This window comes from Hyphomonas sp. BRH_c22, assembly GCF_000961795.1.
In the GTDB taxonomy this organism is placed as follows: domain Bacteria; phylum Pseudomonadota; class Alphaproteobacteria; order Caulobacterales; family Hyphomonadaceae; genus Hyphomonas.
This window is the reverse complement of the sequence record NZ_LADU01000019.1, coordinates 44323-58628: the sequence shown is the minus strand read 5'-3', so window position 1 is coordinate 58628 and position 14306 is coordinate 44323. Positions and strand designations below refer to the sequence as shown.

Below are 14306 nucleotides of genomic sequence, written 5' to 3'. Positions count from 1 at the left end.
TCTTTCGTGCCGCGCCTGCGCGCCGCTGCACTTGTACGGGATGACAGGCGCCGCGCGCAGTAGCATAAGGGGGGCCATGAGCAAGACATTTGACCTGATCCTGCGTGGCGGCACCATTGTCACACCCGGCGGCGAGGCCCGCACGGATATTGGCGTGCGGGGCGAGCGGATCGTTGCGATTGGCGACCTGTCAGGCGCCAGCGCGGGCGAGACCTATGACGCCACCGGGCTGCACATATTGCCGGGCGTGATCGACAGCCAGGTGCATTTCCGCGAGCCGGGGCTGGACTGGAAGGAAGACCTTGAGACCGGGGCGCGCTCTGCCGCGCTGGGCGGCGTGGTGGCGGTGTTCGAGATGCCGAACACCAATCCATCGACAACCAGCCCCGAAATGCTGGCCGACAAGCTGGCCCGCGCCAAGGGGCGCATGGACATAGACCATGCCTTCTATGCTGGCGCGACACACCACAATGTCGGCGTGCTCGCTGAAATGGAGGCTACGCCGGGCTGTTGCGGTGTCAAGGTGTTCATGGGGGCGTCCACGGGTGACCTTCTGGTGCAGGATGATGAAGGCGTCGAGGCCGTGCTGCGTGCGATCAAGCGCCGGGCCGCGTTCCATTCCGAAGACGAATACCGGCTGGCCGAACGCCGCGAGCTGGCGGTGACGGGCGACTGGCAGAGCCATATTGTGGTGCGCGACGTGGAAGCGGCGGTGTCGTCGACGCGGCGCCTGCTGCGCATCGCGCGGGCCTGCGGCAAGCGTATCCATGTGCTGCACATTTCCACGGCCGAAGAAATGGAATTGCTGCGCGACGCCAAGGATGTGGCCAGCGTGGAAGTGCTTCCCAACCACCTGACGCTGGCGGCGCCCGATTGCTACGAGCGCCTCAAGGGCTTTGCGCAGCAGAACCCGCCGGTCCGCGAAGCGCGCCACCGCGAGGCGCTGTGGCGGGCCTTGAACGCGGGTATCGTGGACGTGCTGGCGACCGACCATGCGCCGCACACGATTGAGGAAAAGCAGCTTCCCTATCCGGCCAGCCCCAGCGGCATGCCGGGTGTCCAGACGCTGGTGCCGGTGATGCTGACCCATGTGAATGACGGCAAGCTGAGCCTGCAGCGTTTCGTGGAGCTGACCAGCGCCGGGCCGCAGCGCGTGTTCGGCCTCGCCGACAAGGGCCGCATCGCCGAAGGCTATCATGCCGACTTCACGGTCGTGGACCTGAAGCGCAAGGAAACCATCACGGCGGAATGGTCGAAGTCGAAATGCGGCTGGACCCAGTTTGACGGGTTCGAAGCGACCGGCTGGCCGGTGGCGACCATAGTGCGCGGCGGCTTTGTGATGCGCGACGGCGAGATTGTCGCCAAGGGCGGCGGCAAGCCGGTGCGCTTCAACGAGACGCTGGAGCCTCAAGATTGAGTCATCGCAAGGGGCTGAACCGGAGCCTGTTCTGGCTGTATGAGGGGCATGGGAAATGGCCCTTCACGTTCCGCTGGGCGATGCTGATCTTCGATTTCGTAACGATTGCCTATTTCCTGTGGGCGCCGTTCAGCATGCGGGGGCGCACGCATGTGGGGCTTGATTATGCGATTGGCGCGGTGATCGCATTGGACTATCTCGCCCGGTTTTATATTGCCCGGCACCGGACCAACTTCTTTTTCCGGCCTGTGAACATTGCCGACCTGGTTGTGGTGATCACCATGTTTGCGCCGCTGTTCGTCTCCAACTTCGCCTTCCTGCGGGTGCTGCGCGCGGTTCGCGCCATACGCGCCTTCACGTTCGTGCGCCGGGTGAAGGTGCTGACGCCTTTCTTCCAGCGCCATGAGCGCGTGATCGACAAGGTGGTGAACCTCGTCGTGTTTGTCTTCATCATGGCGGCGCTTGTCTATGCGACGCAGATCGGTACCAATCCGAGCATCGAATCCTATCTCGACGCGCTCTATTTTACCGTCACCAGCCTGACGACCACGGGCTATGGCGACATCCTGATGATCGGACAGGGCGGGCGGATCCTGTCGATCATGATCATGGTGCTGGGCCTCACCCTGTTCCTGCAGCTGCTGCGGGCCATTATCGAGCCCAACGACAAGCTGGAACATGAATGCCAGGAGTGTGGACTCATGATGCATGACCGTGATGCGGTGCATTGCAAACATTGCGGTCACGTGATTCACATTCCCACCCGCGGGCTTGTTTAAGCCGCCATCAACAAGAAGACAGGGGGGCCCCGCGTGGCCGATACAGCTCATATCCCGTTCCGCGAAGTGCCTTATCTTCCGCTCAGGCTGAACGTCGACCGCCGCGCAGACGGGACAATTTACCTGAATAACGGGCATCCCCTGAAGCCCTGCCCGCCGCACATGCTGGCGCCATTGGTGAAGTGGGCGGCCGAGGCACCAGGCCGCGTCTGGCTGGCCGAGCGGGTGCCGGAAGACCCGGCATCCGAAGGCTGGCGGGAGATGACCTATGCCGAGGGGCTGGAGCGCGTGCGGCGGCTGGCGCAGGGCTTTATCGATGCGGGCGCGGGGCCGGACGCGCCGGTAATGATCCTGTCGTCGAATGCCATTGACCATGCGCTGGTCATGTATGCCGCGATGTGGGCGGGCAGCCCGGTCGTGCCGGTGACACCGGCCTATGCGCTGCTGAGCCAGGACTTCGCGCGCCTGAAATATATCGACCAGCTGACCGAGCCGAAATTCATCTATGTCGAGGATGGCGCCGAGTATCAGCGCGGACTGGACGGCATGGGCGTGGGCAACCGGCTGGTGCTGTACAGCCGGCATGAGCCGAAAGGCTGCGACTGCGCCAATATCGGCCGCTTTGCCAGGGAGCCGACCGAAGCTGTCGATGCGGCCTATGCGGCGCTGACGCCGGAGACGGTGGCGAAATACATGCTGACGTCCGGTTCGACAGGCGAGCCGAAGGCCGTGATCAACCTGCACGGCATGGTGGCGTCCAATGCGAAGATGATCCGGTCGGTCTGGGACGAGGCGCGCCTCGACGAGATCACCGGCGGGCCGCAGGTGATGTGCAATTTCCTGCCGTGGAGCCACACCTATGGCGCGCATTCCATCCTGCACAACATGCTGGACTGGGGCGGCACGCTGTATCTTGACCAGGGCGCGCCGACGCCGGCCCGCCTGCCGGAAATGATCCGGAACCTGAAGGAAATTTCCACGACGCAGCACACGACCGTTCCGGCCGCCTGGGCGGCCCTTGCGACGGAACTGGAACGGGATGACGCCCTCGCCGAGGCCTTCTTCAAACGCCTGATCTGCATGGCCTATGGCGGCGCCGCAATGGGGCAGGATATCTATGAGCGTATCCAGGCGGTGGCCGTGCGGGTGACCGGCGAGCGGATCTCGCTGTCAGCCGGGTATGGCGCGACCGAGACGTCGCCGACGGCCTCGAACGTTCACTGGCCGAATGATGTGATGGGCCTGATTGGGCTGCCGCTGCCGGGCAATACATTCAAACTGGTGCCGAATGCCGGGAAGCTGGAGCTGCGCGTAAAGGGCGTGAACGTGACGCCTGGCTATTACCGCAATCCGGCGCAGACCGCTGCGGCGTTCGATGAGGAAGGCTATTACCGGCTGGGCGATGCAGTGCGGTTCGTCGATCCAGAACATCCCGAAAAGGGCCTCGCGTTCGACGGGCGCACTGCCGAGGAATTCAAGCTGGCGAGCGGGACCTGGGTGTCGGCGGGCACGGTGCGGGTGCAGGCGGTGGCGGCGACGGGGGGCGCCTTGTCCGATGCGGTCGTCTGCGGCCTCAACCGGGACGAAATCTGCCTGCTCGGTTTTCTCAACGAGGCCTGGTGCCAGCGCCTTGTCGGTGAGGCCCTGCCGATGGCCGAATTGTCACGGCATCCGAAAGTCATCGCGGCCGTGAAGGCGGGCCTGCAGAAGCACAATGCGGCCAATCCGAAGCCATCGGCGCGAATCGCCAGGATTCTGCTGCAGGAAACAGCGCCCCAGGCGGACGCGGGCGAAATCACCGAAAAGGGCTACATGAACCAGGGGCGCACGCTGGACCTGAGAAGAGATCAGGTTGAGATGCTTTATGGGGGTTCTGTATCTGATCCTGTAGTATCTATTGGCGATTAATCCCGAAAATTTGTGACTCTTGTCTCATTTTTTGCGATTCGGGCGTCGCAATTCTGTTTACCTTTTCCTAGACTGACTCTGGAGTCGCCCGTCCATCCCGGCGGCTTCAGCCAGATCCCCTCTGGCTGAGGGACGGATCGCAAAGTTGCCGCCAAGAACACCACGTCTGCCACGGCCTTTGCGATCCGTCCCGCTTTGACCCTCTGGGCGAACGCGCTAGACAAGCGCTGAAACAATAAAGGGCAGGACAATAATGCGCAATTCGGCTGAACGTAACATGACGGGCGCGGAAGCCCTGGTCTCGACCCTGGCTGATCATGGCGTCTCGGCGTGTTTCGCCAATCCCGGCACGTCCGAGATGCATCTCGTGACGGCGCTGGACCATGAGCCGCGGATCCATTCCGTCCTGTGCCTGTTCGAAGGCGTGGCGACGGGGGCGGCGGACGGGTTTGCACGTGTGGCGGGCGGACCGGCGATGACGCTGCTGCACCTTGGCGCGGGTTACCTGAACGCTGGGGCGAACATCCACAATGCGCGCCGGGCCTGGACGCCCATGGTCAACGTGATCGGCGACCATGCGGTGCCCCACCAGCGTTACGATGCGCCGCTTGCGTCCGACATAAGGGGCATGGCGGGGCCAAATTCGGTGTGGATCAAATCGGCTGACCGGGCGGAAACGGCGGGCGAGCTGGCCGCTGAGGCGTGGGAGGCGAGCCTGTCGCCGGTTACCGGGCCTGCGGCGCTGATCCTGCCGGCGGACACGGCCTGGCTGGAAGGCGGCAAGCCAGGGACGAAACGCGCGCGGCCGATGCTGCGCAAGCCGGATGCCCAGCGGGTCGATGCGGCGGTGGCGGCGATCAGGGCCGCGAAGAAGCCGATGGTGCTGATCAGCGGCACGGCGCTGACGGAAGGCGGACTTGCGATTGCCGCGCGGCTGAAGGCGGCCGGTGTGCGCGTGATGACCGACACGTTCTTCCCGCGCCAGGCGCGCGGGGCGGGGCGGTTCATTCCCGACCGGATGCAGTATTTTGCCGAGGGCGCGATGGCCGACCTTGAAGGCTGTGACCTGATGCTGGTGGCGGGCACGCAGGTGCCGGTGGCCTTCTTTGCCTATCCGGGCAAGCCGAGCGTGCTGGTGCCGGAAGGGTGCGCCACGATGATTGTGGGCGGACCGGAAAGCGACAGCGCAGCCATCCTTGGCGCGCTGGCTGACGGGCTGGGCGCAAAGGAGGCGGCGCCGTTTGCCGCGCTGGAGCAGCCGGGCACGCCAGCCGGGGCGCTGAATGCGGCAAGTGTGGGCGCGTCGATTGCGCGCCACCTGCCGGAGGGGAGTTTCGTGTCGGATGATGGCGTGTCGAACGGACTGCCCGCCTTCCTGATGACGCAGAAGGCCAGGCCGCATGACTGGATGATGCTGACGGGCGGTGCCATCGGGCAGGGCATGCCGCTGGCGCTGGGGGCGGCGCTGGCGGCGAAGGAGAGGAAAGTGCTGTGCCTGACCGGGGACGGCGCGGCCATGTACACCAACCAGGCGCTGTGGAGCATGGCGCGGGAGGGGGCCAATGTGGTGACGGTCGTGTTCGTCAACCATTCCTACCGTATCCTGAATATCGAGCTGGCGCGCACGGGCGCCGGCAATCCGGGCCCCACGGCGAAGAGCATGCTGGAACTCGACCAGCCGGAAATCGACTGGGTGGCCCTGTCGCAAAGCATGGGTGTGCCGGCGGTGGCGGTGGACACGGCGGAGGCCTTTGACGCGGCGCTGGCGCGGGCCTTTGCGGCGGAGGGGCCGCAGCTGATTGCGGCACATGTGCCCGCGCGGTGATTTCATCTCGCGCAGGCATTGAAGGACTGGGTTAACGGGGCCACATGGGCTTTATGAGTGATTATCCAACAAGCGAATATGAGAGAGACCAGTTGATTGCGCAGCGTCCAGGTGTTGGCCAGGTGGCAGGTCGTGTCGCAGTGGGCGCGACCAAGGGCACGTTCAAGTTCATTGCGTTCATCCTGAATTTCCTGATCCCGGGCGTCGGCACGTTTTTCGTGGGACGCTTCGGCACGGCAATCATACAGCTCGTCCTGCTGCCCATTGGCGTGCTCCTTATCCCGTTCAGCGGGATCGGCTTCCTTGTGCTGGTCGCGGACTGGGTGTGGGGACTGCTGACCGTGGTGCAGGCGTGGCGCAAGCCGGGCGTGGTTTATATCAGGCCGCGTTCGGGCCGATAGGTTTTTCCTATGTTAAGATTCCTCCGTTAGCTGCCGAAGGTGGTTGAAAGAGGAGAACAGGCATGGAAAATCCTGGCTTTGGCGTGGTCGCCGCAATCGCTGCCGCGGTACTTGTTGCAGTTGTGATCATCTATAATTCCGTCAGGAAACGGGGAACCGGACAGGGCGCTGCCAATGCGCCGGCGTCCGCGTCACCTTCGCAGCCGGGCCCTGATGCGGCCGGTATGCAGACAGTGATGTCGCATATCGTGACGAAAGCCCATTCGCAGCCCGCCTTCGATCAGTATCTCGCCGACCATACGCCCGAGCAGCTGGACGATGTGCCGGTCTATGCCGTCGCGCACATCATCACGGCGTCCATTCCGTCGGCATCGCGGGCAAAATGGCTGGAGCGGGTTGCCGCGGCCGTGGTGCCGCGCGGCGCCGATCCGGAACTGGTCCATACGGCGGACTATTTCTGGGAGGTGAACGAGAAGTGGCTGTTCAGCCAGACGGCGTTTGCAGACTTCTGCAGCCAGTACCTGATCGCGAACAAGGATGCCTGGCCACCGGCCGTTCATGAGCGGATCGTGCTGGCTGGGCTGACGGCGCTGGCATCACGTGACCCTGGCGATACTGCCAGTCCGGCAGACATGACTCGCGTCGCGACCGATTTTCTCAATGGCCTGAACATGGTTTCAGATGCCTATTTCGGCGCAGATTCTGAACAGGTCCGGGCGCGCCTCATGGGTGAGGCCGACAGGCTTGCACTCGGCATCAAGGCGGGTTAGGCGCAGCAGGAAAAGCCGGACTGGCGGGAGCCATCCGGTTTCCTCGGGAAAAAGTGCGCGGGAGGAAAGCTCCGGGCACGCGTTTTCAGTCTGTTGGTCTGAAAGGTTGGAAGGTGCGCACCTTCTGCCCTTCATCCCGCGCCAGTTACAGGTGACCGCGCAGGCGGGCACCCGCGCGGCCCGGCCATTATACGCCCGGCCGGGGGCCTGTGGGACAAGCGGGGCGGGATCTGCTGTGCGCCTTGGGCTATCGTGGTGGAGACGGACGCGGGGAGGGCGGGATTCGCCCGGCTCGTCCTTCGATCCCTGCCTGCGCAGGGACAGGCTTCGCTCCGGATGAGCCTTCGGGCGTGGGGATCAGTCCTCGTCGTCGCCCTGTTCATCGCCGGAAAATCCCTGCCGGGGGCGGGCGACGAGTTCGCCGAGGTCTTCCAGGTCGATGAAATTGTCGGCTTCGCGGCGCAGGTCGTCCGAGATCATCGGCGGATTGGAGGCAACTGTGGAAACGACAGACACACGCACGCCGCGCGCCTTCACCGCCTCGACAGCGCGGCGGAAATCACCGTTTCCGCTGAACAGGACGATGTGATCGATATTGCGGGCGGTTTCGAGCATGTCGACGGCCAGTTCGACATCCATGCTGCCGCGAACGCGTTTGCGGCCTTCGCGGTCGGTGAACTCCCGCGCGGGCTTCTTGATGACTGTGTAGCCATTATAGGCCAGCCAGTCGACGAGGGGCCGGATCGGGCTGTATTCGTCGGTTTCGACCAGGGCGGTGTAGTAATTGGCCCTGAGCAGGCGGCCCTTGCCCTGGAATTCCTTCAAAAGCTTGCGGAAATCGATCTCCAGGCCCACGGCGCGGGCGGCTGAATACAGGTTCGCCCCGTCAATAAACAGTGCAATGCGCTCGTCCTTGTAAAAGGCCATTGGCATTATTCCTCCGATGATTTAGGCTTGCGGCTAATAAAACGCCGAAATTTCTTATATGACTGGCATACTCAGGCTGCGTTTCAGGCGCAATAGCCGGGTTGCGCCAGCTTGCTGCACTGCATATAAGGGTCGGCTTCAAGGAGATTGACTGCCCATGGCCCGAGTGACCGTCGAAGACTGCATCCAGAAAGTGCCAAACCGTTTCGAGCTTGTCCTGCTCGCCGCGCACCGCGCACGCATGATCCGCGAAGGCTCGCCCCTCACGGTGGATCGGGACAATGACAAGGATCCGGTCGTGTCGCTGCGCGAGATTGCGGAAGAGTCGGTTGACCTGAAGCTGGTCAAGGAAGCGATGATCTCCAACCTGCAGGAAGTGCGTCCGAGCGAGGAAAGCGAACGCGAAGCCGATCGCATCGCCCTGATGTCTGGCCCGGCAGCCACCGAAGACGACGTAATGCGCGCCTATCAGGCTGAAATCGAGTCCGGACGCGACGACCGGCTCTAGGAGGCTCCATGGACGGCAGCGCCCTTTCCGCGAAGGACAAAGGGGCTGGCGAGGTGGCTGGCACGGAAGTTTCGACTGAAAATCAGGCTGAGCACCGCCACGTGCTGTTACGCGAAGAGCTGATCGCGAAAGTGCGGGCCTATCACCCCCGCGTCAAATCCGAACTGCTGGGCGCGGCCTATGATTTCGCCAAGCTGCATCACGGCTCGCAGACGCGCGATTCCGGCGATGCCTATTATTCCCACCCCGTGGAAGTGGCCAGCCTGCTCGCCGACGTGCGCCTCGACGAGGTGACCATCGTGGCCGGCCTACTGCACGATGTGGTGGAAGACACCGGCATCGACATTGGCGACATCGAAGTGCGCTTTGGCGCGGATGTGGCCGAACTGGTCGACGGTGTCACCAAGCTGGACGCGCTGGAATATTCGTCCAAGGAATCGGCGCAGGCCGAGAACTTCCAGAAATTCATCCTGGCCACGACGAGCGACCTGCGCGTGCTGCTGGTGAAGCTGGCGGACCGTTTGCACAACATGCGCACCCTCAAGCATCGCAAGAAGGCCGAGAGCCGCGACCGCACAGCGCGCGAAACGATGGACATTTATGCCCCGCTGGCGCGTCGTGTGGGCCTCTACTCGCTTGCCGCCGAAATGGAAGACCTTGCCTTCGAGGAACTCAATCCCGAAGCGCGGCGTGCGATCCTCTACCGCCAGGAAGAACTGGAACGCGAGAATGCCGACGATCTCGGGCGTATCGAGAGCGATCTGCAACAACTCATGGACATTTCGGGCATCCAGGCCAAGATCAAGGGACGCCGGAAGCAGCCCTATTCGCTGTGGCGCAAGCTGGAGCGCAAGTCGATTTCGTTCCGCGACGTGGCTGACCTGTTTGCGTTCCGTATCGTGGTGAAGGATGTCGACGATTGCTACCGCGTGCTGGGCGAGGTTCACACGCTGTGGGCCTGCATTCCGGACCGGTTCCGCGACTATATCTCGGTGCCCAAGCCGAATGGCTATGCTTCGCTGCACACGACGGTGCGCGCCTCGGGCAATCGCCGCGTGGAGCTGCAGATCCGCACCGAAGCGATGGACAAGACTGCCGAGTTCGGCGTTGCGGCCCACTGGGGCTACAAGAACAAGTCCTATGGCTTTGATGCAGAGTCCGCCCGTGCGGCGGGCCTTGACCCGGCCGCCAACCTGGAAGCATTTGCCGAGCTGATCCAGGACGGGGCCGACGCAAGCGAGTTTCTCGAACATGCCAAGCTGGAAATGTACCGCGAGCATGTGTTCGCGTTCAGCCCGAAGGGCAAGCTGATCATCCTGCCGGCAGGCGCCATGCCGCTGGACTTTGCCTATGCCGTTCACTCGGCGGTGGGGGATACGGCGATTGGTGCACGGATAAATGGCGAGGTGAAGTCACTGCGCCGCCCACTGAAGAATGGTGACGTGGTGGATATCCTGCGCGGCAAGGTGGCGGCGCCGGTTGTCGGCTGGGAAGCCATGACGATCACCGGGCGGGCGCGCTCTGCCATCCGCCGCCTTGTGCGCGAGCGTGACCAGATGCAGTTCCGGCGCCTTGGCGAAGGCTTGATCAACATGGCGCTGCGGCGCGCGGGGATAGATCCGATCGACGTGAAGATGACCCATACGGCGCAGCTTGCCGGGTTCCAGACCCGCGAGGAAATGGCCGAGGCGGTCGGGCGTGGCCGGATCTCGTCAGCGGACATCATGGAAGCGGCCTTCCCCGGCTATCGCGTCGAACGCTTTGACGACGAGAACAAGCTGCGACTGGACAATGAGCATGCGCGGCTGCTGGTGTCGGGGGAAGACCTGATGCCCGGCGTGACGCTGCATCTGGGCCAGTGCTGCTGCCCGTTGCCGGGGGACCGGATCATGGGCGTGCAGGAGCCCGACAAGGGCCTTGTCGTGCATGTCGCGAGCTGCCCGAAACTGGCCGAATATGACGACCATCCCGAGCTATGGGTCGATCTGAAATGGACGGAACTCGCCAAGACCGGCGCAGTGGCCGTGGGGCGGATCCGCGTCAATGCGTCGAACGAAAAAGGCGTCCTGGCCAAGCTGTGCGCCGCCGTGGCGCAGGCGAATGGCAATATCACGCGCATCGCGACGCAAGAGCGCCATGCCGATTTCACCGAACTGGTGATGGAAATCGAGGTTGAAGACCTGAAGCGCCTGTCGCAGATACTCGCGGCGCTCCGATCCCTGGCCGTGGTGGACCGGGCGGTGCGCGATCAGGAGGTCGAAGATGACGAATGAAGACGTGCTCGCGGTGTTCCGTGAGGCCGGAGCCTTGCTGGAGGGCCATTTCATCCTGTCGTCCGGGCGCCGCAGCCCGGTCTTCCTGCAAAAGGCGCTGGTCTTCTCGCAACCCGAACTGTCGGAGCGGCTGTGCAAGGCGCTGGCAGAAAAGCTGACGGCGCGGTTCGGCAGGATCGACGTGGTGGCCGGGCCGGCCGTGGGCGGGATCATTCCGGGCTATGAACTGGCGCGGCACCTGAAGGCGCGGGCGATCTTTGCCGAGCGCGTGGATGGCAAGCTGCAATTCCGGCGCGGTTTCGCGATTGCCGAAGGCGAGAAGGTGCTGATCGCGGAAGATATCGTGACGACGGGCCTGTCCTTCCGGGAAACCGTGGAGGCGCTGGACAGGCTGCCCGGCGAGGTGGTCGGCGGGGCGTGCATTATCGACCGGTCGAACGGCAAGGCCGATGTCGGGTGCGAACTGGTCTCGCTCGCGGCGGTGGATTTTCCTGACTATGACGCCAATGACCTGCCGCCTGAGCTGGCCGCGATGGAGGCCGTAAAGCCGGGCTCGCGGGGCCTTGCCTGATGGCAGGGCGAATACGCCTCGGCGTCAACATCGATCATGTGGCAACGATCCGCAATGCGCGCGGCGGGACGCACCCTGATCCCATGCGCGCGGCGCTGATGGCGACGGAGGCGGGCGCTGATGGCATTACGCTGCACCTGCGCGAGGACCGCCGGCATATCCGCGATGGCGACCTTGTGGAAATACGCACAGCGACGCAGCTGCCGATCAACATGGAAATGGCGGCGACCGAGGAAATGCTCGACATTGCACTGAAGTTCAAGCCGGAAACGGCGATGTTCGTGCCGGAAGAGCGCGCCGAACTGACAACCGAGGGCGGGCTTGATGCGGCGCGGGCGCACAACCATCTGGCGCATTTCGTTCGTCAGCTGAACAAGAATGGCAGCCGCGTGTCCTTTTTTATCGAGCCCGACATGGTGCAGCTGCATGCGGCGCAGGCGCTGGGCGTGCAGATTTGCGAGTTCCATACGGGGCGGTATGTCGAATTCATCCAGTCGGGCGAGGTGAAACTGGCCGAGCTGGAACTGGACCGGATCCGTACCTGCGCCGAAGAGGCCGTCCGTATCGGGATCGAGCCGCAGGCGGGGCACGGGCTGACCTTTGATACGGTCAAGCCGGTGGCAGCGATCGCGCAGATTACCGAACTCAATATTGGGCACTTCCTTGTGGGCGAGGCGATCTTTATCGGGCTGCCGGCGGCGATTGCCGAGATGCGCCGCCTGATGGATGAGGCCCGGGCATGATTATCGGCATCGGCAATGACCTCTGCAATATTGACCGGATCGCGAAGACGCTGGCCAAGTTTGGCGAGCGGTTTGAAAACCGCGTCTTTACCGAGACCGAGATTGCCCTGGCGCGGCGCCGCCGCCTGACGGCCGAGACCTATGCCAAGCGGTTTGCGGCCAAAGAGGCCTGCGCCAAGGCGCTTGGCACGGGCGTTCCGCGCCACGGCGTGCACTGGAAAGACCTGGGCGTTGTGAACCTGCCCTCGGGCCGGCCGACGCTGACGCTGACCGGCGGCGCGGCCGAGCGACTGGCGAAAATGATTCCCGAAGGGCATGAGGCGGTTATTCATCTGACGATCACGGACGATCATCCGTGGGCGGAGGCGCAGGTTATCATCGAAGCGCTGCCGGTGAAGCCATGAAGCCTGCCCGTCCGAAGCGTACGCGCCTGCGCGCCGCAGCCAAGGCCAACGTGCCGGGCCTTGCCGATGCGCAGGTCAAGGCGATCCAGGAGCGCATTGGCCATCATTTCAAGGACAGGAGCCTGCTCGTGCAGGCGTTCACCCATCCGAGCGCGGTGGCGGCAGCCGATTCCGTTCGCCTGTCGAACCAGAGGCTCGAATTCCTCGGCGACCGCGTGCTGAACCTCCTGATTGCCGAGCGCCTGATCGAGCGGCGCAAGACCGAGAGTGAAGGCGAGCTGGCCCCGCGCCTCAACCGGTTCGTGAAGAAGGGCGCCTGCGCGGAGGCCTTCCGGCATTTCGGCCTTCAGGAACACATCATACTGTCTGACGGCGAAGTGGCGTCTGGAGGCCGCGATCGCGAGTCCACGCTGGGCGATGCCTGCGAAGCGCTGATCGGTGCGATCTATCAGGATGGCGGCCTGTCGGCAGCGCGCAAGTTCGTCGAAGCGGGCTGGACGCACCAGTTCTCGTCGGCGCCTGCCGAAACCCGTGACCCGAAGACTCTGCTGCAGGAATGGGCCCAGGGCCAGGGCCTGCCGCTGCCGAAATACAATGTGATTGAGCGGTCCGGCCCTGACCATGAGCCGGTTTACGAGATAGAAGTGCAAGTACCGCCCCATGGGGCGGCCAAGGCGAAGGGTTCTTCGAAACGCGACGCCGAGCGAAATGCAGCCGCCCTGCTGCTGGACAGCCTGACTGGAACACCATGACTGAAACCGAAATCAACCGCGCTGGCTTTGCCGCCATTATCGGCGCGCCGAATGCGGGCAAGTCCACGCTGACCAACCGCCTTGTCGGGGCCAAGGTAGCGATCGTCACGCACAAGGTGCAGACGACGCGCTTTCCCGTGCGCGGCGTGGCGCAGGTGGGCGACGCGCAGATCGTACTGGTCGATACGCCCGGCATCTTCGTGGCCAAGCGCCGGCTCGACCGGGCCATGGTCAAGGCGGCCTGGAGCGGCGCGGCGGACGCCGATGCCATCGTGCACCTGATCGACAGTTCGGCCTGGGTGGCTGACCGGGCAGGCAACGCCACTGGCGCACAGAAAATGTCGATTGCCGATGACCGCCGCGTGATCGACCAGCTGAAACTGACCGAAAAGCGCGCTTTCCTCGCCCTCAACAAGATCGACCTGTTCCCGCATGACCAGGTACTGCCTGTCATGGCGGAGCTGAGCGACACCGGCGTCTATGACGAGATCTTCATGATCTCGGCCGAGAACGGTGACGGTGTCGACCGGCTGGCCGCTGCGCTCGCGGAGCGGATGCCTGCGGGTACGGCGCTCTATCCGCCGGACCAGACGGCCGACCTGCCGATGCGCCTGCTGGCGGCGGAGGTGACGCGCGAGAAGCTGCTGCTGCGCATGCACCAGGAACTGCCCTACCAGCTGATGGTCGAGACCGAGAGCTGGGAAGAGAGGAAGGACGGATCTGTCCGTGTGCAGCAGGTGATCGTGGTCGGACGGGAGGGCCACAAGGCCATGGTGCTGGGCAAGAATGGCGCCTCGATCAAGGAAATCGGGCGGATGGCGCGCAAGGAACTGACGGAGATGCTGGACCGGCCCGTGCACCTATTCCTGTTCGTGAAAGTGGACGAAAAATGGCAGGAGCGGCGGGACAGTTATTCCGGCATCGGCCTGGAGTTTGATGTCTAGAAGCCCCTCCCTCTGGGGAGAGGGGTTGGGGTGAGGGGACGCCGCGTTGTCCCCGGGAGCATGATTTGATGGATTACCTGAATG

At 63.7% G+C, this 14306-nt stretch carries 14 protein-coding genes; 13 read left to right on the top strand and 1 reads right to left on the bottom strand.

Annotation, left to right across the window (positions count from 1 at the left end; translation table 11 throughout):
• Positions 1–76: 76 nt before the first annotated feature.
• From VR74_RS02930 to VR74_RS02905, 6 genes are all read left to right on the top strand, one after another.
• Positions 77–1417 (top strand): dihydroorotase, encoded by a 1341-nt coding sequence (locus VR74_RS02930; RefSeq protein ID WP_045694270.1) that lies wholly within the window; start codon positions 77–79, stop codon positions 1415–1417.
• The gene (locus tag VR74_RS02925) at positions 1414–2196 is read left to right on the top strand and encodes an ion transporter (RefSeq protein WP_299949442.1); all 783 of its coding nucleotides are present in this window, start codon (positions 1414–1416) and stop codon (positions 2194–2196) included. The genes VR74_RS02930 and VR74_RS02925 overlap by 4 nt, the downstream gene beginning before the upstream one ends.
• A gap of 33 nt (positions 2197–2229) precedes the next feature.
• Positions 2230–4104: a feruloyl-CoA synthase gene (locus VR74_RS02920; protein ID WP_045694268.1), complete on the top strand. Its 1875-nt coding sequence runs from the start codon at positions 2230–2232 to the stop codon at positions 4102–4104.
• 277 nt (positions 4105–4381) lie between these two features.
• Complete coding sequence (locus VR74_RS02915) at positions 4382–5929, top strand: acetolactate synthase large subunit (protein WP_045694314.1); 1548 nt, start codon at positions 4382–4384, stop codon at positions 5927–5929.
• A 53-nt stretch (positions 5930–5982) separates the two neighbouring features.
• Positions 5983–6330, top strand: a complete 348-nt coding sequence (locus VR74_RS02910; RefSeq protein WP_299949439.1) for a hypothetical protein — start codon at positions 5983–5985, stop codon at positions 6328–6330.
• A 62-nt stretch (positions 6331–6392) separates the two neighbouring features.
• Positions 6393–7100 (top strand): hypothetical protein, encoded by a 708-nt coding sequence (locus VR74_RS02905; RefSeq protein WP_045694265.1) that lies wholly within the window; start codon positions 6393–6395, stop codon positions 7098–7100.
• A 357-nt stretch (positions 7101–7457) separates the two neighbouring features.
• Here VR74_RS02905 and VR74_RS02900 read toward each other — a convergent pair whose 3' ends face one another.
• Positions 7458–8027, bottom strand: coding sequence for an NYN domain-containing protein (locus tag VR74_RS02900; protein WP_045694263.1), 570 nt, complete (start codon positions 8025–8027; stop codon positions 7458–7460).
• A 157-nt stretch (positions 8028–8184) separates the two neighbouring features.
• Between VR74_RS02900 and rpoZ the strand changes: the two genes are divergently transcribed.
• Genes rpoZ through era form a run of 7 tightly spaced genes read left to right on the top strand, consistent with a single transcriptional unit; the run spans position 8185 to position 14222 of the window.
• The gene (gene rpoZ / locus VR74_RS02895) at positions 8185–8535 is read left to right on the top strand and encodes a DNA-directed RNA polymerase subunit omega (RefSeq protein WP_045694261.1); all 351 of its coding nucleotides are present in this window, start codon (positions 8185–8187) and stop codon (positions 8533–8535) included.
• 8 nt (positions 8536–8543) lie between these two features.
• Complete coding sequence (locus VR74_RS02890) at positions 8544–10808, top strand: bifunctional (p)ppGpp synthetase/guanosine-3',5'-bis(diphosphate) 3'-pyrophosphohydrolase (protein ID WP_299949437.1); 2265 nt, start codon at positions 8544–8546, stop codon at positions 10806–10808.
• Complete coding sequence (pyrE, locus tag VR74_RS02885; RefSeq protein WP_045694259.1) at positions 10798–11379, top strand: orotate phosphoribosyltransferase; 582 nt, start codon at positions 10798–10800, stop codon at positions 11377–11379. Before VR74_RS02890 ends, pyrE begins: the two co-directional genes overlap by 11 nt.
• Positions 11379–12122 (top strand): pyridoxine 5'-phosphate synthase, encoded by a 744-nt coding sequence (locus tag VR74_RS02880; protein ID WP_045694257.1) that lies wholly within the window; start codon positions 11379–11381, stop codon positions 12120–12122. Before pyrE ends, VR74_RS02880 begins: the two co-directional genes overlap by 1 nt.
• Positions 12119–12526 carry a holo-ACP synthase gene (gene acpS, locus VR74_RS02875; protein ID WP_045694256.1) on the top strand — a complete coding sequence of 136 codons (408 nt, stop codon included), beginning with the start codon at positions 12119–12121 and terminating at the stop codon, positions 12524–12526. The genes VR74_RS02880 and acpS overlap by 4 nt, the downstream gene beginning before the upstream one ends.
• Positions 12523–13278: a ribonuclease III gene (gene rnc, locus VR74_RS02870; RefSeq protein WP_299949436.1), complete on the top strand. Its 756-nt coding sequence runs from the start codon at positions 12523–12525 to the stop codon at positions 13276–13278. The genes acpS and rnc overlap by 4 nt, the downstream gene beginning before the upstream one ends.
• Positions 13275–14222: a GTPase Era gene (era, locus tag VR74_RS02865; RefSeq protein WP_045694255.1), complete on the top strand. Its 948-nt coding sequence runs from the start codon at positions 13275–13277 to the stop codon at positions 14220–14222. The genes rnc and era overlap by 4 nt, the downstream gene beginning before the upstream one ends.
• Positions 14223–14306: the final 84 nt, after the last annotated feature.

What these genes read in the sequence shown, in the direction of transcription:
- VR74_RS02880 (WP_045694257.1), top strand. Translation starts at nt 11,379, where the DNA reads ATGGCAGGGCGAATACGCCTCGGCGTCAACATCGATCATGTGGCAACG.
- VR74_RS02900 (WP_045694263.1), bottom strand. Translation starts at nt 8,027, where the DNA reads ATGGCCTTTTACAAGGACGAGCGCATTGCACTGTTTATTGACGGGGCG.
- pyrE (WP_045694259.1), top strand. Translation starts at nt 10,798, where the DNA reads ATGACGAATGAAGACGTGCTCGCGGTGTTCCGTGAGGCCGGAGCCTTG.
- VR74_RS02910 (WP_299949439.1), top strand. Translation starts at nt 5,983, where the DNA reads ATGAGTGATTATCCAACAAGCGAATATGAGAGAGACCAGTTGATTGCG.
- era (WP_045694255.1), top strand. Translation starts at nt 13,275, where the DNA reads ATGACTGAAACCGAAATCAACCGCGCTGGCTTTGCCGCCATTATCGGC.
- VR74_RS02915 (WP_045694314.1), top strand. Translation starts at nt 4,382, where the DNA reads ATGACGGGCGCGGAAGCCCTGGTCTCGACCCTGGCTGATCATGGCGTC.
- rpoZ (WP_045694261.1), top strand. Translation starts at nt 8,185, where the DNA reads ATGGCCCGAGTGACCGTCGAAGACTGCATCCAGAAAGTGCCAAACCGT.
- VR74_RS02890 (WP_299949437.1), top strand. Translation starts at nt 8,544, where the DNA reads ATGGACGGCAGCGCCCTTTCCGCGAAGGACAAAGGGGCTGGCGAGGTG.
- rnc (WP_299949436.1), top strand. Translation starts at nt 12,523, where the DNA reads ATGAAGCCTGCCCGTCCGAAGCGTACGCGCCTGCGCGCCGCAGCCAAG.
- acpS (WP_045694256.1), top strand. Translation starts at nt 12,119, where the DNA reads ATGATTATCGGCATCGGCAATGACCTCTGCAATATTGACCGGATCGCG.
- VR74_RS02905 (WP_045694265.1), top strand. Translation starts at nt 6,393, where the DNA reads ATGGAAAATCCTGGCTTTGGCGTGGTCGCCGCAATCGCTGCCGCGGTA.
- VR74_RS02930 (WP_045694270.1), top strand. Translation starts at nt 77, where the DNA reads ATGAGCAAGACATTTGACCTGATCCTGCGTGGCGGCACCATTGTCACA.